Source organism: Paracoccus aminophilus JCM 7686 (genome assembly GCF_000444995.1).
Taxonomy (GTDB): domain Bacteria; phylum Pseudomonadota; class Alphaproteobacteria; order Rhodobacterales; family Rhodobacteraceae; genus Paracoccus; species Paracoccus aminophilus.
In genome coordinates this window covers 1,138,525-1,160,590 of record NC_022041.1, presented here as the reverse complement: position 1 = coordinate 1,160,590, position 22,066 = coordinate 1,138,525, and the positions used below count along the sequence as shown (strand labels likewise).

General features: G+C 65.1%; 20 protein-coding genes. 14 read left to right on the top strand and 6 right to left on the bottom strand.

Annotation, left to right across the window (positions count from 1 at the left end):
- Positions 1 to 156: 156 nt before the first annotated feature.
- Both JCM7686_RS05745 and JCM7686_RS05740 read right to left on the bottom strand, forming a co-directional pair.
- On the bottom strand, positions 157 to 1,185 hold the full coding sequence (locus JCM7686_RS05745) for a hypothetical protein (RefSeq protein WP_020949917.1): 1,029 nt from the start codon (positions 1,183 to 1,185) through the stop codon (positions 157 to 159).
- Complete coding sequence (locus JCM7686_RS05740; protein WP_041527155.1) at positions 1,185 to 1,820, bottom strand: TetR/AcrR family transcriptional regulator; 636 nt, start codon at positions 1,818 to 1,820, stop codon at positions 1,185 to 1,187. The genes JCM7686_RS05745 and JCM7686_RS05740 overlap by 1 nt, the downstream gene beginning before the upstream one ends.
- Positions 1,821 to 1,920: 100 nt before the next feature.
- On the opposite strand from JCM7686_RS05740, the gene JCM7686_RS05735 reads away from it, so the two are divergent.
- From JCM7686_RS05735 to JCM7686_RS05705, 7 genes are all read left to right on the top strand, one after another.
- The gene (locus JCM7686_RS05735; RefSeq protein WP_020949916.1) at positions 1,921 to 2,943 is read left to right on the top strand and encodes a 3-oxoacyl-ACP synthase; all 1,023 of its coding nucleotides are present in this window, start codon (positions 1,921 to 1,923) and stop codon (positions 2,941 to 2,943) included.
- Entirely contained in the window at positions 2,943 to 3,929 is a 987-nt protein-coding gene (locus JCM7686_RS05730) for an NAD-dependent epimerase/dehydratase family protein (RefSeq protein WP_020949914.1), read from the top strand. Before JCM7686_RS05735 ends, JCM7686_RS05730 begins: the two co-directional genes overlap by 1 nt.
- Positions 3,922 to 4,773 carry an MBL fold metallo-hydrolase gene (locus JCM7686_RS05725; protein ID WP_020949913.1) on the top strand — a complete coding sequence of 284 codons (852 nt, stop codon included), beginning with the start codon at positions 3,922 to 3,924 and terminating at the stop codon, positions 4,771 to 4,773. The genes JCM7686_RS05730 and JCM7686_RS05725 overlap by 8 nt, the downstream gene beginning before the upstream one ends.
- 11 nt (positions 4,774 to 4,784) lie before the next feature.
- A complete protein-coding gene (locus tag JCM7686_RS05720) occupies positions 4,785 to 6,155 on the top strand; it encodes a F390 synthetase-related protein (protein ID WP_020949912.1) in 1,371 nt (456 codons plus the stop codon).
- Positions 6,156 to 6,651: 496 nt separating this feature from the next.
- Entirely contained in the window at positions 6,652 to 7,215 is a 564-nt protein-coding gene (gene ahpC / locus JCM7686_RS05715) for an alkyl hydroperoxide reductase subunit C (RefSeq protein WP_020949911.1), read from the top strand.
- A 91-nt stretch (positions 7,216 to 7,306) separates the two neighbouring features.
- Positions 7,307 to 8,875, top strand: coding sequence for an alkyl hydroperoxide reductase subunit F (gene ahpF / locus JCM7686_RS05710; RefSeq protein WP_041527153.1), 1,569 nt, complete (start codon positions 7,307 to 7,309; stop codon positions 8,873 to 8,875).
- 4 nt (positions 8,876 to 8,879) lie between these two features.
- Positions 8,880 to 9,806 carry a LysR substrate-binding domain-containing protein gene (locus JCM7686_RS05705; RefSeq protein ID WP_020949909.1) on the top strand — a complete coding sequence of 309 codons (927 nt, stop codon included), beginning with the start codon at positions 8,880 to 8,882 and terminating at the stop codon, positions 9,804 to 9,806.
- Here the strand turns inward: JCM7686_RS05705 and fhuF are convergent.
- The 4 genes from fhuF to JCM7686_RS05685 are packed head-to-tail and all read right to left on the bottom strand — an operon-like array spanning position 9,803 to position 14,099.
- Positions 9,803 to 10,576, bottom strand: coding sequence for a siderophore-iron reductase FhuF (fhuF, locus tag JCM7686_RS05700; RefSeq protein WP_020949908.1), 774 nt, complete (start codon positions 10,574 to 10,576; stop codon positions 9,803 to 9,805). The genes JCM7686_RS05705 and fhuF overlap by 4 nt on opposite strands.
- Positions 10,577 to 12,520: an iron chelate uptake ABC transporter family permease subunit gene (locus tag JCM7686_RS05695; RefSeq protein WP_020949907.1), complete on the bottom strand. Its 1,944-nt coding sequence runs from the start codon at positions 12,518 to 12,520 to the stop codon at positions 10,577 to 10,579.
- Positions 12,517 to 13,320 (bottom strand): ABC transporter ATP-binding protein, encoded by an 804-nt coding sequence (locus JCM7686_RS05690; protein ID WP_020949906.1) that lies wholly within the window; start codon positions 13,318 to 13,320, stop codon positions 12,517 to 12,519. The genes JCM7686_RS05695 and JCM7686_RS05690 overlap by 4 nt, the downstream gene beginning before the upstream one ends.
- Complete coding sequence (locus tag JCM7686_RS05685) at positions 13,317 to 14,099, bottom strand: AraC family transcriptional regulator (protein WP_020949905.1); 783 nt, start codon at positions 14,097 to 14,099, stop codon at positions 13,317 to 13,319. The genes JCM7686_RS05690 and JCM7686_RS05685 overlap by 4 nt, the downstream gene beginning before the upstream one ends.
- A gap of 365 nt (positions 14,100 to 14,464) precedes the next feature.
- On the opposite strand from JCM7686_RS05685, the gene JCM7686_RS05680 reads away from it, so the two are divergent.
- The 7 genes from JCM7686_RS05680 (at position 14,465) to paaC (ending at position 22,061) form a co-directional block, all read left to right on the top strand.
- Complete coding sequence (locus JCM7686_RS05680; protein ID WP_020949904.1) at positions 14,465 to 16,630, top strand: TonB-dependent siderophore receptor; 2,166 nt, start codon at positions 14,465 to 14,467, stop codon at positions 16,628 to 16,630.
- Positions 16,631 to 16,645: 15 nt separating this feature from the next.
- Entirely contained in the window at positions 16,646 to 17,548 is a 903-nt protein-coding gene (locus tag JCM7686_RS23345; RefSeq protein ID WP_158442339.1) for an ABC transporter substrate-binding protein, read from the top strand.
- 117 nt (positions 17,549 to 17,665) lie between these two features.
- Positions 17,666 to 18,502 carry a PaaX family transcriptional regulator C-terminal domain-containing protein gene (locus JCM7686_RS05670; protein WP_020949902.1) on the top strand — a complete coding sequence of 279 codons (837 nt, stop codon included), beginning with the start codon at positions 17,666 to 17,668 and terminating at the stop codon, positions 18,500 to 18,502.
- A gap of 189 nt (positions 18,503 to 18,691) precedes the next feature.
- Positions 18,692 to 19,897: a 3-oxoadipyl-CoA thiolase gene (pcaF, locus tag JCM7686_RS05665; protein WP_020949901.1), complete on the top strand. Its 1,206-nt coding sequence runs from the start codon at positions 18,692 to 18,694 to the stop codon at positions 19,895 to 19,897.
- Between the two features lie 19 nt (positions 19,898 to 19,916).
- The gene (gene paaA, locus JCM7686_RS05660) at positions 19,917 to 20,909 is read left to right on the top strand and encodes a 1,2-phenylacetyl-CoA epoxidase subunit PaaA (protein ID WP_020949900.1); all 993 of its coding nucleotides are present in this window, start codon (positions 19,917 to 19,919) and stop codon (positions 20,907 to 20,909) included.
- A 91-nt stretch (positions 20,910 to 21,000) separates the two neighbouring features.
- Complete coding sequence (gene paaB, locus JCM7686_RS05655; RefSeq protein ID WP_020949899.1) at positions 21,001 to 21,285, top strand: 1,2-phenylacetyl-CoA epoxidase subunit PaaB; 285 nt, start codon at positions 21,001 to 21,003, stop codon at positions 21,283 to 21,285.
- A complete protein-coding gene (gene paaC / locus JCM7686_RS05650) occupies positions 21,285 to 22,061 on the top strand; it encodes a 1,2-phenylacetyl-CoA epoxidase subunit PaaC (RefSeq protein WP_020949898.1) in 777 nt (258 codons plus the stop codon). The genes paaB and paaC overlap by 1 nt, the downstream gene beginning before the upstream one ends.
- Positions 22,062 to 22,066 lie beyond the last annotated feature (5 nt).

Genomic DNA, 22,066 nt, shown 5'->3' with positions numbered 1-22,066 from the left:
CCGGTCCGCCTGCTGGCTTGCTGAGTCGGCGGGGGCCTGGCGACAGGATGAAGAAGCGCGCGCGGAAGGCAAGAGCATGATGGCGCGCTCTGCGGTCGCGCCGCGCCCGGCGGACCCGTCGCAGGGGTATTTGGGTGATGAAGAAAGCGCAGGCCTTTAGCTGCGGGTCGCGAGGAATTCAGCGATGGCGCTTTCGGCGGGCGCACAGGCGTCGCGGAGGCGGTTGCGCAGGGCTGGGTCGAGCGTCGCGCTGCGCGGCGGGCGCGATTTGGGGAGCGCTGTGGCGGTGGTGAGCCAGTCTAGCGGGGCCTCTCCGGCGAGGAACTGGCCGAGGGCTGCCACCTGCGGGCCGGGCTCGGCGATCAGCGCCTCGTAGGAGAGGTGGTGAAAGTCTGTTTTGGGGAGCGCGCGCAAGGCCGGAAGCGCGCGCAGGGTCATCGCCGACCAGAATCCAGCGACATCGCAGAGGTCCGGCTTTTGCGCGAGGATGCGTCCGAGCGGGGCCAGGCCGCAGAGCGGTTGCAGCAGGCGCCAGATCCGGCCCCGACCGTAATGGCTTTGCGGGTCGAGGAGGTCGAGGCCGAGCGGGGCGAGACGTTTCCACATCCAGACCGCCATCCGGGTTGCGGGATAGTCGGCCATGGAGAGCGTGGTCTCGACGCCGCTGCGGGTCAGGAAGACATGGCGACTGTCCGGGAAAGCCGCGGCGAGCGTTGCGGTTGCGGCAAGCGAGCCACCCGAGCGTTCGACCCAGAGGCGTTTGCCCTGCATGTGGGCGAGGGTTTCAAAGAGATTGCGGTAATGATCCGGCGCCGTCTGCCGCGGCGCCGCAAGTGCCGTTTCGGCGAGCCTGTCGAAAAGCGCATCGGGATCCGTGCTCAGATGCGGCAAGGCGATGGCGAGGATCGGCGGGCAGAAGAACGGGTCGTGTTGCGGGTTCGGCTGGCGGCCATAGAGGAACTCTTGCGGCGCGACCTTGGGGTTGCCGATGGTCGAGCCGAGCCGCGTCGGGCGGGCGAGGCCGCGCCAGAAGCGGCCTGCGCTGATCCGGCCCGCCGGGAAAGCGGCGGGACCGGCCATGGAAAACACCTCGGACAAGCTGAGGATCGCGGGATGGCTGCGCAAGATCTCGGAGACGAGGGTCGAGCCGCAGCGCGCCGAGCCGAGGATGAAAGCGCCTTGCATCAGCGGCCTATGCCGGCTTCTGCGCCGGATCCCGCGCCCAGCCCCGCGAGCGTGAGATCAATGGCAAAGCCCGCCATCTCCTCGGGGCTGCGTCGGGTGAAAAGATCGAGCCTGCGCCCGACATCCAACGCCAAAAGGCCATGGATGGTGATGAAGAGATTTTCGGCCATCCCGAGCGCCTCGGCCTCGGTGATCCTGTGGCCGCACTCACCGGCATGTTCGACCAAAAGCGCACCGAGCCGCCCCTTGAGCTGATCTATCGTGCCGACATACCAATCGGGGAAGGATTCGCGCTGCCGCATTCCGCCAAAGAGTGCGTTCCAGCGCGCGGGATTGCTTTCCATGAAGGCGACATAGCCTAGGCACAGCGCCTGAAGTCTGAGCCGGGGGCTGGCTTCGCGGGGCAGGTTCTCGAACAAAGCCTGAAGTTCGGCCAGGGTCTCGCGGTTAACCTCCATCAAGATGTCGGACATCGATTCGAAGACATTATAGATCGAGGCGGCGGTATAGCCGATCTCGCGGGCGATGGCGCGCGCGCTCAGCCCCTCTGCCCCCTCGCGGTCAAGGATGGATTTGCTTGTCTCGACAATGGACTTACGCAGCTCTTCTCGGGGCTGGCGAAGGGGTCTGCTCATGGGAATAACCTTTTTTAAAACACTGTTCAAAAATATCCTTGACGACTCGTTTCGTCCAGCGCTAAATAAGTGAACAGTGTTCATTAAACGGTGTGACGCCATGTGGCCCCGCTCCAAAACAGAAACCTTCAAAGCTGCCGTCCCGGGGATGCATATCCTTGGAACCGGGGCTTACCTGCCCCGCCGGGTCGTCGCCTCCTCGGAGATCGACTGTCGCCTGGGCTGGGCCGAAGGCAGCTGCGAGGCGCGGTATGGTCTGGCCAAGCGCCATGTTGCCGAGTGTGATGAGACGAGTTCCATGATGGGCACTGAGGCGGCGCGCCAGGCTTTGGCCGCTGCCGGGATCGAAGCGAATGAGCTGGACCTGATCATTGGCGCCTGTGGCGTCATGGAGCAGGCGATCCCGTCGACCGCGACGCTGGTGCAGGCGCGCCTTGGCCTCGGGGACAGTGGTATTCCGTCCTATGATGTCAATGCGACCTGTCTGAGCTTCGTGCAGGCGCTTGACCTTGCCGCGATGAAGATCCGGCTTGGTCAGGCGCGCTATATCCTGGTCTTTTCCGCCGATATCGCCTCGGTCGGTCTGGACTGGAGCGACCCCGACACCGCCGCGATCTTTGGCGATGGTGCCGCCGCAGTGGTTCTTGGCGCCCACGGGGAAGGTCCTCATGCCAGCCGTTTCGAGACCTATTCCTCGGGCGGTCAGGCCTGTCTGCTGGAAGGGGGCGGTACGCGGATTTCCGCGGCGCGCGACCCGATTGCCGCAGCCCGGGCCTCGTATTTCAGAATGGACGGTCAGGCAGCCTTCCGCACCGCCGCCCGCCATCTGCCGCGCTTCCTGCGCCGGCTGATGGGCGAGGCCGGTGCCGCGCTGTCGGATCTGGCCTGCATCATCCCGCATCAGGCCTCTGGCCTGGCGCTGGAGCACGGGTTGTCGCGTCTCGGCATCCCGCAAGACCGTGTTGTTAAAACGTTCGCCATGTTTGGCAATCAGATCGCCACCTCGATCCCGACCGCATTGCACTCAGCCGTCCAGTCTGGCCGGGTCAAACGTGGCGATCTGACCCTTCTTGTTGGTACTTCCGCCGGGCTCTCGCTCGGTGGCATGGTTCTTCGCTTCTAATGGGCCGGGTGCTGGTCACAGGAGCGACGGGTTGCCTTGGCAATGCGCTTGCGCATCAGCTGCTGCAATCTGGTTGTGTTGTTACAGCTCAGGGTCGGAACCTCTCTGATGCTCTTGATCTGGTCCGTGCCGGGGCCGATTTTCTGCCGCTCGATTTTCGCGCGCCAGAGGCCTCGGCGCGGCAACTCCTCCCGCATCTGTGGCGGGTCGAGACTGTTTATCATTGTGCGGCCCTCTCCTCTGCCTGGGGACCGGCCGGGTTGTTTCAGGCAGTCAATGTCACCGCGACCGCCAATCTGCTGGACGCGGCACGCGAAGCGGGGGTGAGGCGATTTGTTTTCGCCTCATCCCCGAGCATCTATGCCGATGGCACCGACCGGCTCGATCTGCGCGAGGATGCGGCCCTACCCGCACGCTTTGCCACCGCCTATGCGCGCAGCAAATACGAGGCCGAGCGGCTGGTGCTGGCGGCCGACCAGCCGGGCGGGATGCGCACCGTGGCGCTGCGACCGCGCGCGATCTACGGGCGCGGCGACCGTGCTCTGATGCCGCGACTGATGGCGGCGATCGGGCGCGGCAGCGTACCGCTGATCGGCGGCGGCGCCAGCCTGATCGACCTCACCCATGTCAGCGATGCCGCCCGCGCCATGCGTCTGGCCGCGGACCATGCCGAGCAGGCAGGCGGGCGCGCCTTCAACATCACCTCGGGGCGCTCTTACCCCTTTCGCGAGCTTTTGGGCGCCGCGTGCGATCTGACCAAGACGACCCCGCGCCTGCGCCCCGTGCCCTATGGCGCGGCTTTGGCCCTGGCGGCGACGCTTGAGGCCATGCACCGGCTTTTCCGCCCCAAGGTCGAGCCGGTTCTGACGCGTCAGGCCGTGGCCTCGCTTGGCCGCAGCCTGACGCTCGACATTTCTGCTGCGCGCGATGTGCTGTCCTATCGGCCGCAGGTCTCGCTGGACGAAGGGATCAAGGATTATGCGTGATCTTGCCAATGCCTTGCCCGAGCTCTTCCTGCTCCAGATCGGGCATTGCCGGGCGCCAGAGATCCTCAGTCGGCGCAAGGGCAGGCTGCGGCCGGTGGATTTTCCCGCAGGCGCCGCGCTGATCCTGCATCCGCGCCACGGGGCGATCCTGTTTGACACCGGCTATGGCCGCGCGTTTTTCGAGGCGACGGCCGGTTTTCCCGAAAGGCTTTACCGCTGGATGACCCCGGCCACCTTGCCCGAGGCGGCGCGTCTTCCCCAGCAATTGGCACGGTTTGGCATCGACACGCCCGATCTGGTCATCCTGTCCCACCTTCATGCCGATCACGTCGCGGGCTATTTCGACCTGACGACCGCGCCGACTGTCCTGACCTCGCGCGAGGCCTTCGAGGCGCTGGATCGCGGCGGCAGGCTCGCCACGCTGAAAGCGGGCTGCCCCGAGCCTTTGCGTCAACGTCTGAAGGCTTTGCGCCCCAGCTTCATCGAAAACTGCGCACCCCCCGATCTCATCCCGGAAGGCTTCGCGGACTTCGCTGGACTTCGCGATATTTTCGGCGACGGCTCGGTCCTCGCCGTGCCCTTGCCGGGTCACGGGATCGGCCAATTCGGCCTCTTTCTGCCCGAGACCAGCACGGGGCCGCAGTTCCTGATTGCCGATGCGGCCTGGAGCCTGCGCGCCCTGCGCGAAAACGCCCCGCCCCCGAATATGTCCGTTATGTCATTGGGGAATAAGGGCAACTATCTGAAAACTTTTTTGAATTTGCGCATGCTATCCTGCGTCCGCTCTGATATCCGGTTGTTGCCGTCCCACTGCGCCGAGACTTTCTCCCCGACCCTCTGCTGATGAGGTCCGTCATGCCTGCTCTTTTCACCTTCCTGCGAAACCGGTTCTTTGGCGGCTTCCGCGACAGGGCTGCGATCGACCGGCACCAGAAGGCTGGGCTCGCGCGGCTTCGGCGCAAGATCATGCCGCAATCCCCATTTTATGCCTCACTCGCGGACCGGCCGATGGCGGATTGGCCGGTGATGAACAAGACGCTGTTGATGGAGCATTTTACCGAAATCAACACGCGCAACCTGCCCCGAGAAAAGGCGCTTGAAACCGCACTTCACGCCGAGCGCAGCCGCAATTTCTCGCCGATGTTTGGGGATGTCGCGGTCGGGCTTTCGACCGGCACCTCGGGCCAGCGCGGCCTTTTCCTGACTGATGCGCGCGAACGGCGGCTGTGGACGGCGGTGATGCTCGCGCGTTTTCTGCCCAAACCTTTGTGGAAACGCCAGCGCATCGCCTTTTTCCTGCGCGCCAACAATGCGCTCTATCAAGAGCTCGGCAATCGCCTGATCGAGTTTCGCTATTACGATCTGCTCAAGGATTTCGACAGCCATGTCGCGCGCCTGCAGGCACAGAATCCGACCGTTCTGGTCGCGCCTGCACAGGCCCTGATCGAACTGGCGCGCCGTCAGGCCGCGGGCGAGATCTATCTGGCGCCGCAGCGCATCATCTCGGTGGCGGAAGTGCTGTCCCCCGAAGATGCCGCGAAAATCCAAAGCGCCTTCGGCCATCAACCCGATCAGGTCTATCAGGCAACCGAGGGTGTTTTGGGCTTCACCTGCAAGGCGGGCCATCTGCATCTGAATGAGCGCTATCTGGTGGTCGAGCGCGATGTCATCGATCCCGAGACCGGCGCCTTCTGCCCCGTCATCACCGATTTCACCCATGAAACCCTGCCGATCCTGCGCTACCGGCTGGATGATGTGCTGATCCCCGAGGCCGCGCCCTGCCCCTGTGGCTGCGCCAGCCAACGCATCGCCCGGATCGAGGGGCGTGCCGATGACATGCTTTACTGGCCGAAAGCGGATGGCGGGCGCCGCCTGATTTTCTCGGATATGATCCGTCAGGAAATCGCTTTGCTGTCCGTGCCGGTGCGCGATTACCGCATCGTTCAATATGGACAGAGCGAGCTGGTGATCGCGCTCGACAGCATCGCCTCAGAGCGCGCCGCGAAAGAGCTGCACAGCCGCCTCGAAGCTCTCGCCACCCGGCTCGATTGCCTGCTGCCGATGCTGACCTTCCGCGAGGGCCTGCCGCCCGATCTCGGCCCCAAACGCCGCCGCATCCGCGCGCTGCCTGAAAATGCGTTGTCGCATGACGCATCGGCTGCCGCGACCACCGATAGCGAGATCCTGCGTTTCCCCGGTGCGGTTCACCGCGCGCTGATCGCCTAGCCCCGGAACACGGCCGAAAGGCGGGTCGCAGCTTTAGCGGCGGCTCGAATGCCTGTTTTCAATCGCAGTTGAGGGGCGCGTTTGCTCCCTCCTTTCTGCACCCTGCCCCTTTCCGCATCCTGTCAGACCCTGCGCCGCAGAAAGTAATCCTGCGTTGCTCCGAATCGCGATCACGCCGTTCGCGCAAGATGCGAGCAAGTCGGTCACGCGCCAGCCTCGACCGGCTTGATTTTCGACCGCATCTGGGAATTTTTCACAAATATTTCCGCGCCCTGACGGGGAAACCTCCCCCACCAGAAAAGAAATTGCCGCCCCGGATCACAAGTTGCCCAGAGCGGACGCGCCGGTTTCACCCTGAATCCGAGCAAATGCTGGCCCTTTCGCAGTTGCAGAAATATTGATAGTCTTTATCTATTGAAATGAGCATTTCAATCTATTTTACATTCGTAAATCGGCCCCCTAGATCGGCCTTAACCAACCAGAAAGGATCCCGATCATGGCTCTGATCAACACCAAAATCCGCCCGTTCAAGGCGCAGGCCTTCAAGCAGGGCAAGTTCATCGAAGTGTCGGATGCCGACATTGCCGGCAAATGGGCTGTGTTCTTCTTCTACCCCGCCGACTTCACCTTCGTCTGCCCGACCGAGCTCGGCGATGTCGCCGATCACTACCCTGAGCTGCAAAAGCTGGGCGTCGAAATCTTCTCGGTGTCGACCGACACCCATTTCACCCACAAAGCCTGGCATGACAGCTCGGAAACCATCGGCAAGATCCAATATGCGATGATCGGCGACCCGGTCGGCATCATCACCCGCAACTTCGATGCGATGCGTGAAGAGCAGGGTCTGGCCGATCGCGCCACCTTCATCGTCGATCCCGATGGCATCATTCAGGCGATGGAAATCACTGCCGAGGGCATTGGCCGCGACGCGAGCGATCTCGTGCGCAAGATCAAGGCCGCGCAATATGTCCGCAGCCATCCGGGTGAGGTTTGCCCGGCCAAATGGAAAGAAGGCGAAGAGACCCTCGCGCCTTCGCTCGATCTCGTCGGCAAGATCTGATCTGTCGCGACTTTTGGGTATTTGACTGATGAAGAAAGGCTCTCCGGCAGCGGTCGGGGAGCCATTGGACCGATTTTCCGTGAGGACTGCCATGCTCGACGCCAATCTGAAGACCCAACTCAAAGCCTATCTGGAGCGCGTGACCCGGCCGGTGGAGATCACCGCTTTTGCCGATGACGGGGCGAAATCGCAGGAGATGCTCGGGCTGTTGGCGGATATCGACGCATTGTCCGACAAGATCACCCTGGTGCGCGGCGAAGATGCGGCGCGGGTGCCGTCTTTCGCGCTGTCGAGCCCGGGCGAGGAGATCAGCCTGACCTTCGCCGGTCTGCCGATGGGCCATGAGTTCACCTCGCTGGTTCTGGCACTGTTGCAGGTCGGGGGCCATCCGCCGAAGCTGGAGCAGGCGCTTCTCGATCAGATCCGCGGCCTCGAGGGCAGCTTCAAATTCGAGACCTATTTCTCGCTGTCGTGCCAGAACTGCCCGGATGTGGTGCAGGCGCTCAATCTGATGGCGGTGCTCAATCCCGGCATCGAACATGTCGCGATCGACGGGGCGCTTTTCCAGCCCGAGGTCGAGGCGCGCGAGATCATGTCGGTGCCGACGGTGTTTCTCAACGGCCAGCCCTTCGCTTCGGGTCGCATGAGCGCCGAGGAGATTTTGGCCAAGATCGACACCGGCGCGGCCAACCGCGCTGCGGATGCGATCAATGCGCAGGCGCCGTTCGAGGTGCTGATCGTTGGCGGCGGCCCTGCCGGGGCGGCGGCGGCGGTTTATGCCGCGCGTAAGGGCATTCGCACTGGTGTCGTGGCCGAGCGTTTTGGCGGGCAGGTGCTCGATACGATGGCGATCGAGAACTTCATCTCGGTGCGCCATACCGAAGGGCCGAAACTCGCGGGCGCGCTTGAGGCCCATGTGCGCGATTACGAGGTCGAGATCATGAATGCCCAGGCCGCGACCCGGCTTGAGACCGTGGCGGGCGGGTTTCAGCTGACCCTTGCTTCGGGCGCTCAACTTGAGGCGGCCTCGGTGATCCTCTCGACCGGCGCGCGCTGGCGCAAGATGGGTGTGCCCGGCGAAGAGACCTATCTGAACAAGGGCGTGGCCTTCTGCCCCCATTGCGACGGGCCGCTCTTCAAAGGCAAGGCGATTGCGGTGATCGGCGGCGGCAATTCGGGCGTCGAGGCGGCGATTGATCTCGCCGGTCTGGTCGCTCATGTCACCTTGATCGAATATGACCAGCAGCTGCGCGCCGATGATGTCCTGCAGCGCAAGCTGCGCAGTCTGAAGAATGTCACGATCCTGACCTCGGCCAAGACCACCGAGGTCAAGGGCGATGGCCGCCGCGTCACCGGGCTCGTCTATGAAGACCGGGCGAGCGGGGAGAGCCGCGAGTTGGGCCTCGAGGGGATTTTCGTGCAGATCGGGCTGGTGCCGAACACCGATTGGCTCAAGGGCACGGTTGATCTGAGCCCGCGCGGCGAGATCATCGTCGACGCCCATGGCGCGACCTCGCTGCGCGGCGTTTTCGCGGCGGGCGATTGCACGACCACGCCTTACAAGCAGATCGTGATCGCGGCGGGCGACGGGGCAAAAGCCTCGCTGGCGGCCTTCGATCATCTCATCCGGGCCTCGGCTCCGGAGGAAAAGGCGGCCTGAGACCGTGAACCTGCGCGAGCTCGAATATCTGGTGGCGCTGGCGGATCAGCAGAATTTCCGCCGCGCCGCCGAGATTTGCCATGTCAGCCAGCCGACGCTGTCGACGCAGCTGCGCAAGATGGAAGACGAGCTCGGCGTCACGCTGGTCGAGCGCATGCCACGCAAGGCTGTGCTGACAGCGGCGGGCGAAGCGGTGGTGGCGCGGGCGCGCCGCGTGCTCGACGAAATCGCCCAGATCCGGGCCGAGACGGCGAGCCATCGCAAGACCGGCTCGACCCGGCTGCGGCTCGGGGTGTTTCCGACGCTCGGGCCCTATCTTCTGCCCGAGATCGTGCCGGCTTTCGTCGCGCGCTTCCCCTCGGTCGAGCTGCTTCTGACCGAGGAAAAGAGCGATCTGCTGCTGCGCCAATTGCTAGGCGGGCAGATCGATGCGGCCTTGCTGGCCTTGCCCCTCGCCGATCCGCATCTGGTCGGGCGGGTGCTCTTTTCCGAGCCCTTCCTGCTCGCGGTGCCCGGAGATCACCCGCTGGCCACGCAGGACCGGATCGGGCCCGAGGCGCTTTTGCACGAGGAGCTCATGCTGCTCGAAGAGGGCCATTGCCTGCGCGAACAGGCGCTGGATGTTTGCCGCCTGTCCGGCGCGCATGAGCGCAATGGCTTTCGCGGCACCAGTCTGGAGACCCTGCGCCAGATGGTCGTGGCCGGGGTCGGCAGCACGCTTTTGCCGCAGCTTGCGACGCGGCGGCGCGGGCAGGACAGCGGGCAAGAGATCCATCTGCTCTCCTTCTCGGATGAACAGCTGCGCCGTCGGATCGGTCTTTTCTGGCGCAAGACCTCGTCGCTCTCGCGGCTGCTCAACGAGGTTTCGGATCTGATCGCCGAGATCGGGGGCGAGCTCTTGGCCCCGCCGCCCCCTCGCAGCGCGCCTTAACCCAGCGCCCGCGCGCGGATCTCGGGGCGCGGGCAGAGCGTGCCGCAGGTCGGCACATTGGGCAGCAGATAGCGCAGGCAGCAGGTCTTGCGCGAGCGGCATTCCGGCGCGGGCGGCAAGCCCTGATAATGGATCGCGTCGCGCAGGGGATTGGGCTGGCCATCGGGCAGGCTGAGGCGATGCAAAAACAGTTCTGCCCCGCGCTGGCCTGTCTCGGAGAGCCGTCCCTGCTCTTTCAGCGCGCCGATCAGCCATTCGATATAATGCGCGGCATTGCCCCAGAGCACCCGCGCCGAGATCCCGCCCGCCCGCGCTATCGCCGCCACCATCGGCAGAAGATGGCCTTGCAGCAACGGATCGAGCGGGGTCTCGTCCCAGCTCGTCGCTTGCGGCGAACCTGCGCAAAGGCGCAGTGCGACCGGCCGCCCGATCTCGTCGCAAATCATCTCGATCTGCTCGGGCGCGCCCGCGACAGGTTCGTCATGGGGCAAAGCGGCCGCGATCAAGGGCAGGCACAGCAGCGCGAAATAATGCTGCGACCAGAGCGAGCTGACCGCCGGACGCGCCGCGCCCTCGTGGTTCTCGCCAAAGAGGCGCAGCACCGCATCGAGCCCCCCCGGGGCCATCAGATCCGCGCAGAGATGCCCGTTTCGCGGATCCTCCCCGCCCACCAGCATCTCGGCGAGCCAGTCGGGCTGCCCGGCAAGCCTCGTGCGGATCTGAAGATCGAGCGCGCGCGGCGTCGCGGGGGCTGTGTTCGGCAGAGACATTCAACCGATCCTCTTGCGGACGATGAACAGGAAGGCAAGGCCGCCCGCGAGAGCCGTCACCGCGCCTGCGGGCAGGTCATAGGGCGGCATGATCGCGCGCCCGATTGTGTCGCCCCAGAGCGTGAAAATCCCACCCAGCACGAAGGCGGCGGGGATCAGCCGCAAATGGCGCGGCCCGGCCAGCCGCCGCGCGGCATGAGGGCCAAGGATGCCGACGAAGCCGATGGCGCCGACGGTCGAGACCGCCACCGCCACCGCGAGCGCGGCGATCAGCGCGGCCCCGGCCCGCAGCGCGCCGAGGCGCAGGCCAAGCGCGCGCGCCTTGGCGTCGCCCAGAAGCAGAAGGTCAAGCATCGGCGCAAGGCAAAGCGCGGCCACGCCCAGCCCGAGCCAGGGCAGCATGGCCTGCAGATGGCTCCAACTGCGGCCGTGAACGGTGCCCGCAAGCCAATGCAGCGCCTCGCTCGCCTGCAATTGCGCCGAGAGCACGATCAGCACCGAAAGCGAGCCAAAGCTCGTGGCCAGCGCCAAACCGACCAGCGTCATCCGCGCAGCGGTCCGGCCCGCAAAGACCAAAGCCAGCCCCTGCGCGGCTAAAGTCGCGGCCATGACCAGCGGCAGGAAAGCGGGGCTGCCCGGCGCGATCCCCCAGAAGAGCGCCGCCAGCGCGCCAAGCGCCGCGGCCTGCGCCAGCCCCAGCGTCTCGGGCGCGGCCAAGGCATTGCGGCTGAGCGTTTGCAACAAGACCCCGGCGAGCGCGAGAAAACCGCCCGCGAGAAAGGCCACGCCGATGCGCGGCGCGCGGAAGGGCACGACCTCGGCCAGCGCAGGCAGGCTGATCGCTAACCCGTCGCCGAGCATCAGCCCGGCCAAAGCGCTCGCCCCGGCCGCGAGGGCAAGCCAAAGCGCCAGCGGTGCCGCGTGGAGGCCGCTGCCCGAGGGCTCGGCCGGGCTTTCGCGGTCAGGCAGGCGCAGATTGCGCAGCGCGAGCAAGAGGATCGGCGCGCCAAGGCAGCCGATCAGCGCGCCGGTCGGCAGCGCCGCGCCGTGGCGGCCAAGGCTCTGCGCCAAAAGGTCAGCGAGCACCACCAAAACCGCACCGCCAAGCGCGCTGAAGGGCAAAAGCCGGGCATGGCGGGTCACGCCCAAGAGCCGCGCGATATTCGGCACGGCCAGCCCGACAAAACCAATCGGCCCGGCAAGAACGACGCTCGCGCCGACCAGCACGATGGCCGCCAGCAGCCCCACGCCGACGGTGAGCAGCGAGAGGCCAAGGTTGCGCGCGACCTCGGCGCCGAGCGAATAAAGATCAAGCGTGCGCGCCATCGCAAGGATCACCGCGCCCGCCAGCACAAGCGCGGGCAGCGTGGCTTCGAGCCGTCCCCAGCCGGTCTGGTCGAGAAACCCCGCCGACCAGGCGATCAGCCCCGAGGCGCGGTCATCCGCGAGCAGGATCAAAAGCGTGCTCAGCGCCGAAAGCGACAGCGAGACCGCGACCCCGGCCAGCGCCAGCCGCAACGGGCCGCCGCGCAATCCGCCGCCTGCAAGCAGGCTGATCCCGCCCCCGGCAAGCCCGCCCAGCACAGTGGCTAAAAGCGGCGGAAAGAGCCCGTGCCAGAGCAGCGTATTTGCCGCGAGCATCAAAAGCGCGCCGTTCGAGACCGCGAGAATATCCGGCGCGGCCAAGGGGTTGCGCAAAAGCGTCTGCATGACCGCGCCCGCCATGCCCAGCGCGGCGCCGACGGCCAGCGCCGCGATCAGGCGCGGCAGTTTCACGGTCTCGATCAAGCTTTGCGCCAAGGTCTCTGGCCGCTGCGGCAGGGCCAGAAGATCGGACCAGCCGATGAGCCCGCCACTGCCCGCGCGCAGCTCTAAAGCCGCAAGCAGGACCAGCCCAAGCCCGGCCAAAAGCCAAAGTGCGCCGGGGTCGCGAAGCCGGATCATGCCTCGGCCAAACCCGGTTCGCCCAACCAATCGGTGCGGCAATAGGGCAGCGCCCGCCCCGCTTCCTGCACCATATCGAGGCGCAGGCCAAAGGCGGTCTGAAGCGTGTCGGCCGTGAAAATCCGGGCGGGCTCGCCCTGCGCGATCACCTGCCCTTCACGCAAGAGGATCGCCTCATCGGCAAGCTCGATCACCTGATTGAGGTCGTGAAGCACCGCGATAATGGTCAGCCCGGTCTCGCGATTGAGCTGCTTCAGCAGGCGCAGCAATTCGACCTGATAGCGGATGTCGAGATAAGAGGTCGGCTCGTCGAGCAAAAGCAGGCGCGGCTCTTGCGCCAAGGCCAAGGCGAGCCAGGCGCGCTGCCGCTCGCCCCCCGACAGCGCCGAAATATCGCGCTCGGCCAAGGGCTCGAGCAAGGTGAGCCGCAGGGCGCGCGCGACGGCCTCGGCGTCTTCAGCCGTCGCAGGGCGCAGCCAGCGCCGATGCGGGAAGCGGCCAAAGCCCACCAGCTCGCGCACGCTGATCCCGGCGAGCTTTTCCTGATGCTGACCCAGCATGGCGATCTCGCGCCCTAAAGCCTTGCCGCGCAGAGCCGAGAGCGGCTGGCCGTCGAGCAGCACCCGGCCCGCACTGGGCGCGCCGCCCGACAAAAGCCGGAGCAGCGTCGATTTCCCGCTGCCATTCGCGCCACAAATCGCGGTGATCCGGCCCTCGCGCAGCGTCAGATCGAGCGGCCCCAGAACGCGACGCGGCCCGTGGCTGAGCGAAACCCCCGTGAGCTTCAGAAAGTCGTTCATAGATGGACCCCGTCCAGACCGTCGCGCAAAGCGTGTTTCATCGCGGCGACGCTGTGATAGCCGACCTCGGCGGCAGCACGGTCCATGCGCTTGCCCTCAGCGGTCGCGCGCAGGACATGGCCGAGGCGCAGGCGGCGGCGCCATTCGACAAAGCTCATCTGGGTCTCCTGCCGGAAATGGCGGGTCAGTGTCCGCCGGCTCATCCCCAGCGTCAGTGCCCAGTCGTCGATGTCATCGGCAATCGCGGGATCGGCGCTCAGCATCGAGCAGAGCCGCATCAGCCGCTTGTCACTGGGCATCGGCAGCGCGAAGGGCGAATTCTCGGCGCTGGCGATCTCGTCCAGCGCCAGCGCGGCAAGATGGCCGCCGCGCGCCTCGATCTCGTAATCGACCGGCTCGTGCAGAAGCGCCTCGACCAGAGCGCCCAAGAGCCGCGAGACCCGGATCACCCGCGTCGGCGTCCAGTCGATGTCGAGCCGCTCATCGGGCTCGATGTAGAGCGTGCGCATATCGACGCGGCCATGGGCGCGCACGATATGGGGGATGCCGGGCTCGATCAGCAGGCCATGGGCGCGGGGCAGCAGGAAGGTGCCGGTCATGGTCTGCGCGGTCATGAAGCCGCTTTCGCAGCACAAAAGCTGGCCGCGCCGGTGGCTGTGCCAGCCGGTCTCGACCCCGTCCTCATAGACCCGCGACATGGCTGCGACGGTCTGGCGCAGATCCTGATAGTCGATCGCATGGCGCGGTCGCGCGGCCAGTTGTGCTGCGGTGGTGGTCATCGCGCTCTCTTGACCCTTTCCAATCCATCCCTGACAGTCAGTCAGCATCCGACGCCCGGCGGCGGCGCTATGCGCCAGATCCACCGGAAAAGCAAAAGCCGGCACTGGCCTGAAATCCGGGATTTCAGCAATTCCGACAAAATGGGTCAATTTTTGACCCGATCGCGTCAATGACTGACCCGACAAATATCGTCAACTTCTTTATTCGGCACTGACCCAGACCGCGTCGTCACAGGTCCCGTCATAGGCGAGAGCGCAAACGCCCGCCTGTGATCCCGGCGTCAGCGGTCCAGATCAGAACTCGGAACGGCCCCTTTACGTGGCCAAGCGGCCCAAGGCCGATGCAAGAAGAACGGAGAATTCGAATGTCGCGTGATGCAAGACCCGCCGTGGCCAGCCCCTCGAAACTGGCGCGCCGGCTGCTGTTGAGCAGCGCCGCCATGCTGGGCTTCACGCAGGCCCTCGCCGCGCAAGAGGCGCCGGTCGTGCTCGACACGGTGGTCATCACGGCCGAGACCGAGGGTCGCCCCGGTGTGCCCGGTCCGCGCATTGCCACGACCGCGAAAGGCGCGCTGAAAAGCGAGGCGGCGCTCGTCGATACGCCGCAATCGGTCAGCGTCGTCACCCGCAAGACCCTGCAAGAGCTCGCCCCGCAATCGGTGGGTCAGGCGCTGACCTATAGCGCCAACACCAATGGCCAGCGCTACGGCAATGACACGCGCTCGGATTACTTCACCATTCGCGGCTTTTCGGCGGATCTGTTCCTCAACGGCCTGCGCGTGCCGCAGATCGCGAACCAGACCGGCGGCTATGCCGGGATCCGGGTCGAGCCCTATACGCTCGAAAGCATCGAGGTTCTGCGCGGCCCGGCCTCGGCGCTCTTCGGGCAGAGCAATGTCGGCGGCATCGTCAATATGAACAGCAAGACCCCGCAAGAGACCGCGGCGGGTGAGGCCTATCTGCGCGCGGGCAGCTTTGGTCTGCGCGAGACCGGGATTGATGTCACCGGCCCCTTGGCCGAGGGCTCGAACCTCAGCTATCGCTTCGTCGGCGTTTTGCGCAAATCCGACAACTCGTTCCGCTTTGGCAAGAATGACCGCGTGGCGCTGGCCCCAAGCCTGACTTGGCGGCCAAGCGACGCGACCACGCTGACGGTCGATGTGAGCTATCTCAAGGACAAGCTCGGCCAGCCCAATGTGATCGTGCCCGCGACCGGCTCGATCTGGGCCAATGCGCATGGCCAGTTCATCCCGGTCGATTTCTCGGATGGCGATGGCCGCCTCGCGGTCTATGACAAGGAAATCGCCAGCATCGGCTACCGGCTCGAGCACCGGCTGAGCGAGACGGTCGTGGTCAGCAACAGCCTGCGCTATACCTATATGGACACCGATTACCGCAGCCTCTTCACCACCGGCCTCTCGGCCGATGAGCAGAGCATCACCCGGATGAGCTATCTCGCCCAGCCCCGGCTCAATGCTTTGGTGGCCGATCTGCATGTGCAGGCCGATCTGGCGACCGGACCGGTTAGCCATCGCGTGATCGCGGGCGTCGATTACCAGCGCCAGAAACTGCGCAACTTCACTGGCTCGGATCGCAACGGGCCGTCGCAGAACCTCTTTGATCCGCGCTATGACCAGCCCTTCACCATGATCGAGCCCAGCAAGCGGCTGGATCAGACCAGCTATCAGCTTGGGCTTTATGTGCAAGACGAGCTGAGCTTTGACCGCTTCCACGCCGTCGCGGGCCTGCGCTATGACGATTACAAAACCCGCTCGACCGATACGACTTTGGCGACCGGCGCGGCGCTTGGCTATCACATGGATGGCAAGGAAGTGACCGGCCGGCTTGGCATGACCTATCGCTTCGACAACGGGATCGCGCCCTATGCGCTTTACTCGACCTCGTTCCTGCCGACGCTGACGCTGGCGGATACGCCGCTGAAGCCGACCAAGGGCGAGCTGAAGGAAGTCGGCGTCAAATACATGCCCGAGAACCGCCCGATCAGCGGCACGCTCTCGTATTTCGAGGCGACCCAGACCAATGTGGTGAACCGCATCAGCGGCGTCTATTACCAGACCGATGAGATCGAGGTGAAAGGCACCGAGCTTGAGGTTCAAGCCAGCCTGACCGACCGCTGGCACCTGAATGCGGCCCTGTCCCATCAATCGCCGAAGGTCACGAAATCCCAGACCGCCGAGCAGATCGGCAAGATGCCCTATACGGTGCCGAAGAAACAGGCCTCGCTGCTGATGTCCTATGATCTCGATCTGGGCGAGCATGACGGCAAAGCGAGCATCGGGGCGGGCGTGCGCTATGTCGGCGAGACCGCAGGCGATACCACCAACAGCTTCATGGTGCCCTCTTACACCGTGGCAGATGCGTTCTTCTCCTATGAGAACGACAAATACCGCTTCCAGGTCAATGGTTACAATCTGGCCAACAAACGCTATGTCGCGGGCTGCAACTCGATGGTGCAGTGCTATTTCGGCGCAGAGCGCACGGTGACGGCAACCCTCAGCATGAAGTGGTAAGAGCGGATGGCAGGATTGACGGCGAGACCGGCGCGGCGCGAGGTTCTGGCCGCTTTGGCGGCGGGCGGCGCGACGGCTCTGCTTGCCGCAAGCCTGCCCTCACCCCTGCGCGCGGCACAGCCTTTGCGGGTCGCGACGCTTGACTGGCTCGGGACCGAGTTCTGCCTGACGGCGGGACTTGCCCCCGTGGGCGTGGCCGACCTGCCCGGCTATCTGCAATGGGTGGGCTTTGGTGCGGCGGATCTGGCGCAGGCCGCCGATCTCGGCAGCCGCCAGCAACCGGGGCTCGAAACCTTGGCGCGGCTCAAGCCCGATCTGATCCTCGGTTCGGCCTATCGCCACGCCTCGCTTGAGGCAGAGCTGGCCCGGATCGCCCCGGTCGCGCTTTTGCCCGACAAGGGCCCGGGCGATCAGCTGCACCTGATCCGCGCAGCCTATGACGCCTGCGCGGCGGCGATCGGCGCCGACGCCGCTCCGGCGCAAAGCCACTTTGACGCGACCCTTGCCGCGCTGGCCGAAACGGTCGTGGCGCGGGGTCTGAGCGGCGCGCCGGTGGTTCTGGCCCAGCCGCTTGAGGGCACGCCGCGCCTGCGCGTCTTCAATGCCGATGCCGCCGCGATGCGGGCCTTGGCGCTGACCGGGGTCACCCCCGCCGTTCCGGCCAATGGCGAAGCCTTCGGCTTTGCCACGATGGGGATCGAGGGGCTCGCCGCCCTTTCGCCCGAGACCCGATTGCTTCTGCTCGCCGATGCCTTGCCCGCCGAGCTTGGCGACAGTGCGATCTGGCCGCTCTTGCCCGTGGTGAAGGCGGGCGGGCTGATCCTGACCGGGCGGGTCTGGAGCTTTGGCGGGCTGCAGGTGCTGGCCGATCTCAGCGAACATGCGGTAAACGCGCTGATCGCGGGCGGGCGCGGCTGAGGCAGGCGCGCCTTTCGCATCGCCCCACCCCTGCGGCCCCTGATGCGGCGCTGCAAGATTTGACAAGCCCGCACGCTCTGCCTAGGGATTCAGCCCAATCGCTTCAGAAACGGCTCCATGACCCCTTCCGCGCATCTTCCGGCCCTGCTTGACACGCTTTCGCTGCGGGCGACCTCGTTCATCGTCACGGTCTACGGCGATGTCGTGGTGCCGCGCGGCGAGGTCTTGTGGATGGGCAATCTGATCGAGATCTGCGCGCGGGTCGGGATCAGTGAATCGCTGGTGCGCACGGCGGTCTCGCGGCTGGTGCAGGCCGGTCAGCTCGCGGGCGAGCGGGTCGGACGGCGCAGCTATTACCGCCTTGCCCCGACCGCGCGGGCCGAGTTCTCGCAGGTGGCGAAGCTCCTTTACCGGCCGCTGCCCGAGGCGAAGGGCTGGCTGATCCTGCAAGCGCCCGATCTGCCCGACGAGCTTCTGCGCCGCCTGCGGCTGGGGCGGCTCGAGGGCAATGTCCTGATCGCCCCCGATCACGGCCAGACCCCGCCCAAAGCGGCGCTGGCCTTGCACGCGGCGCTTGGCGCGAGCGACCCGAGCCTTGCGGCGTGTTGGGATCTGCCCCCGCTTCAGGCCGCCTATGCAGAGATGATCGCGCGCTTTGCCCCTTTGGCCAAGGCGCTGACCACAGGCGAGCAGATCAGCGCGGAAGAGGCGCTGATCGCGCGGCTTTTGCTGGTCGAATGCTACCGCAAGCCCTTGCTGCGCGACCCGCGCCTGCCCGCGACTGCCCTGCCCAGCACGTGGAGCGGGCATGACGCGCACCGCCTGTTTGCCCAGCTTTACCGCCAGCTTTCGGGACCGGCGGAACGCTATATCGGCCAGAATCTCGAAGGCGAAAGCGGTTTTCTGCCCGCGACCAGCGCGATCTCGAACGCGCGGCTGACCGATCTCGACTGATCCCTGAACGGCCCTCCAACGGGTTCTGAGCGACCGGCGAAAATGCCGGAATTTCAAACGGCTTCTCAAACATTACAGCAATATTGAGATTTTTCTTTTATCTGTGATGCTTTCCTGCTATAAATCGACCAATCGGTTGACGAATAGGAGAGTCGTCAGCCTCTGCCACAGACATGAGGGAGACCGGGCGTGAAGGATGCCTTTATCTGCGACGCGGTACGCACACCGATCGGACGCTACGGCGGCGCTTTGTCCTCGATCCGCGCCGATGATCTCGCCGCTTTGCCGCTGAAAGCCCTGATGGAGCGCAATCCGGGCGTCGATTGGTCGGCGGTCGATGACCTGATCTTCGGCTGCGCCAACCAAGCCGGTGAAGACAACCGCAACGTTGGGCGCATGGCGGTTCTGCTCGCGGGGATGCCGGTTGGCGTGCCGGGCACGACGGTCAACCGGCTCTGTGGTTCGGGCATGGATGCGATCGGCATGGCCGCGCGGGCGATCAAGGCGGGCGATTGCGAGTTCGTCCTCGCGGGCGGCGTCGAGTCGATGTCGCGCGCGCCTTTCGTCATGCCGAAAGCCGAATCCGCCTTCTCGCGCAGCAATGCAATCTATGACACGACCATCGGCTGGCGCTTCGTGAACCCGAAGCTGAAAGCGGAATATGGTGTCGATACCATGCCGCAGACCGCGGATAACGTCGCCGCCGATTTCAACATCTCGCGCGAAGATCAGGACGCGTTTGCCGCGCGCAGTCAGGCACGTTGGGCCGCCGCGCAAGAGGCGGGCGTTTTCGCTGACGAAATCGTGCCGGTTGCGGTGCCGCGCAAAAAGCAGGACCCGCTCATCATCGACACGGATGAGCATCCCCGCCCCGGCACCACCGCCGAGCAGCTCGCGAAACTCAAGGGCGTGAACGGTCCGGATCTGTCGGTCACCGCTGGCAATGCCTCGGGCGTGAACGATGGCGCGGCGGCGCTGGCGATCCTCTCGGGTGAGGCTGCGAAAGCCCAGGGGCTGACGCCGAAAGCGCGCATCATCGGCATGGCGGCGGCAGGGCTTGAGCCGCGCATCATGGGCTTTGGCCCCGCCCCTGCCGTGCGCAAGGTTCTGGCGAAAACCGGCCTCACGCTCGCGCAGATGGATGTGATAGAATTGAACGAAGCCTTTGCCTCGCAGGCTTTGGCCGTGCTGCGCGATCTGGGCCTGCCCGATGATGCGCCTCAGGTGAACCCGAATGGCGGCGCGATCGCCATCGGCCACCCGCTTGGCATGTCGGGCGCGCGTCTGGTCACGACGGCCATGTATGAATTGCACCGCCGGGGCGGTCGTTACGCTTTGTGCACCATGTGCATCGGCGTCGGCCAAGGCATCGCCATGATCATCGAACGCGTTTGAGTTAAGGGAGACGGACGCCATGTATGCACAGCTCGTCAAAACCGAAGGCCTGAAAGCCGCCGAGGACATGACGCCGCAAGAGCGCGCCTTTCAGGAGCGCATCGACCGCAATGAAAAGATCGAGCCCAAGGAGTGGATGCCGGACGGCTACCGCAAGACGCTGATCCGCCAGATGGGCCAGCACGCCCATTCCGAGATCGTCGGCCAGCTTCCCGAGGGCAATTGGATCACCCGTGCGCCCACGCTTGAGCGCAAGGCGATTCTTCTCGCCAAGGTGCAGGACGAGGCGGGCCACGGGCTTTATCTTTATTCCGCCGCCGAGACCCTTGGTGTGTCGCGCGATGAGCTGCTTGAAAAGCTGCACAATGGCTCGATGAAATATTCGTCGATCTTCAACTATCCGACCCTGACCTGGGCCGATATCGGCGCGGTCGGCTGGCTGGTCGATGGCGCGGCGATCATGAACCAGGTGCCACTGCAACGGACCTCTTACGGCCCCTATAGCCGCGCGATGATCCGGATCTGCAAGGAAGAAAGTTTCCACCAGCGCCAAGGCTACGACATCATGATGAAGATGGCCGCAGGCACGCCCGAGCAAAAGGCGATGGCGCAGGATGCGCTCAATCGCTTCTGGTATCCTTCGCTGATGATGTTCGGTCCCTCGGACAAGGATTCGGTCCATTCGACCCAGTCGATGGCTTGGCGCATCAAGATGAACACCAATGACGAGCTGCGTCAGAAGTTCGTCGATCAGACCGTGCCGCAGGCGAAATATCTTGGCCTGACCGTGCCGGACGACAAGCTCGTCTGGAACGAGGAAAAGGGCGGGCATGATTTCTCCGAGCCCGATTGGAACGAGTTCTTCGCCGTCATCGCGGGCAACGGCCCCTGCAATGCCGAGCGTCTTGGCGCCCGCGTCAAGGCCTGGGAAGACGGCGCCTGGTTCCGCGACGGGCTGATGGCCCATGCCGAGAAATCCGCCGCCCGCCAAGGCGCCCTCGCCGCAGAGTAAAGGGCAGAGCGATCCGCCAATCGACCCGGCGGGCAAACCTGCCCGCCCCGTTCCCCGCCAGATAACCCCCAAGCTTCAGGGAGGAATTAATATGTCCAGCGAATGGCCCCTTTGGGAAGTCTTCATCCGCGGCCAGCACGGCCTCAACCACCGCCATGTCGGCAGCCTTCACGCGCCCGACGCGGAAATGGCGATCCGCAATGCCCGCGACGTCTACACCCGCCGCAATGAAGGCGTTTCGATCTGGGTGGTGAAATCGAACGACATCACCGCCTCGTCGCCCTCGGATAAAGGGCCGCTCTTCGAGCCCTCGAACTCCAAGGTCTATCGTCACCCGACCTTCTTCACGATCCCCGACGAAGTGGGGCATATGTGATGAGCACCGCCGCAACTGCGGTCGATCAGGCCGCCTTTTTCGAATGGTTGCAACGGGTTGGCGATAATGCGCTGATCCTTGGCCATCGCGTCTCGGAATGGTGCGGCCATGCGCCCGCGCTCGAAGAGGATATCGCGATCTCGAACACCGCGCTCGACCTGATCGGCCAGACCCAGCTTTGGCTGGGCTTGGCGGCCGAGGTCGAGGGCAAGGGCCGCAGCGCCGACAATCTCGCCTTCCTGCGCGATGCGGGCGCGTTCCGCAACGTGCTGCTGGTCGAGCGTCCCAATGGCGATTTCGGCCGCACCTTGATGCGCCAATTCCTCTTTGACGCCTATCACATGGAGCTTTTGCGCGCGCTGCAAGGATCCTCTGATCCGCGCGTGGCAGAGATTGCCGCGAAAGCCGCCAAGGAAGTCGCCTATCACCTTGAGCGCTCGGCCGATCTGATCGTGCGTCTGGGCGATGGGACGGCGGAAAGCCATGACCGGATGCAGCAGGCGCTGACCGAGCTCTGGCCCTATACGGGCGAGCTCTTCGCCGATGATGCCACCGATCAGGCCGTGGCCGATGCGGGCATCGCGCCTTTGCCGTCGAGCCTCAAAGCCGGTTGGGACAAGGTGCTGCGTCATGTCATGGCCGAGGCGACGCTGACCATCCCCGAGGCAAGCTGGCAGCATAAGGGCGGCAAGACCGGGGTTCACACCGAACATCTGGGCTTCCTGCTGGCCGAGATGCAGTTCCTCCAGCGCGCCTATCCCGGCGCGACCTGGTGAGCGCG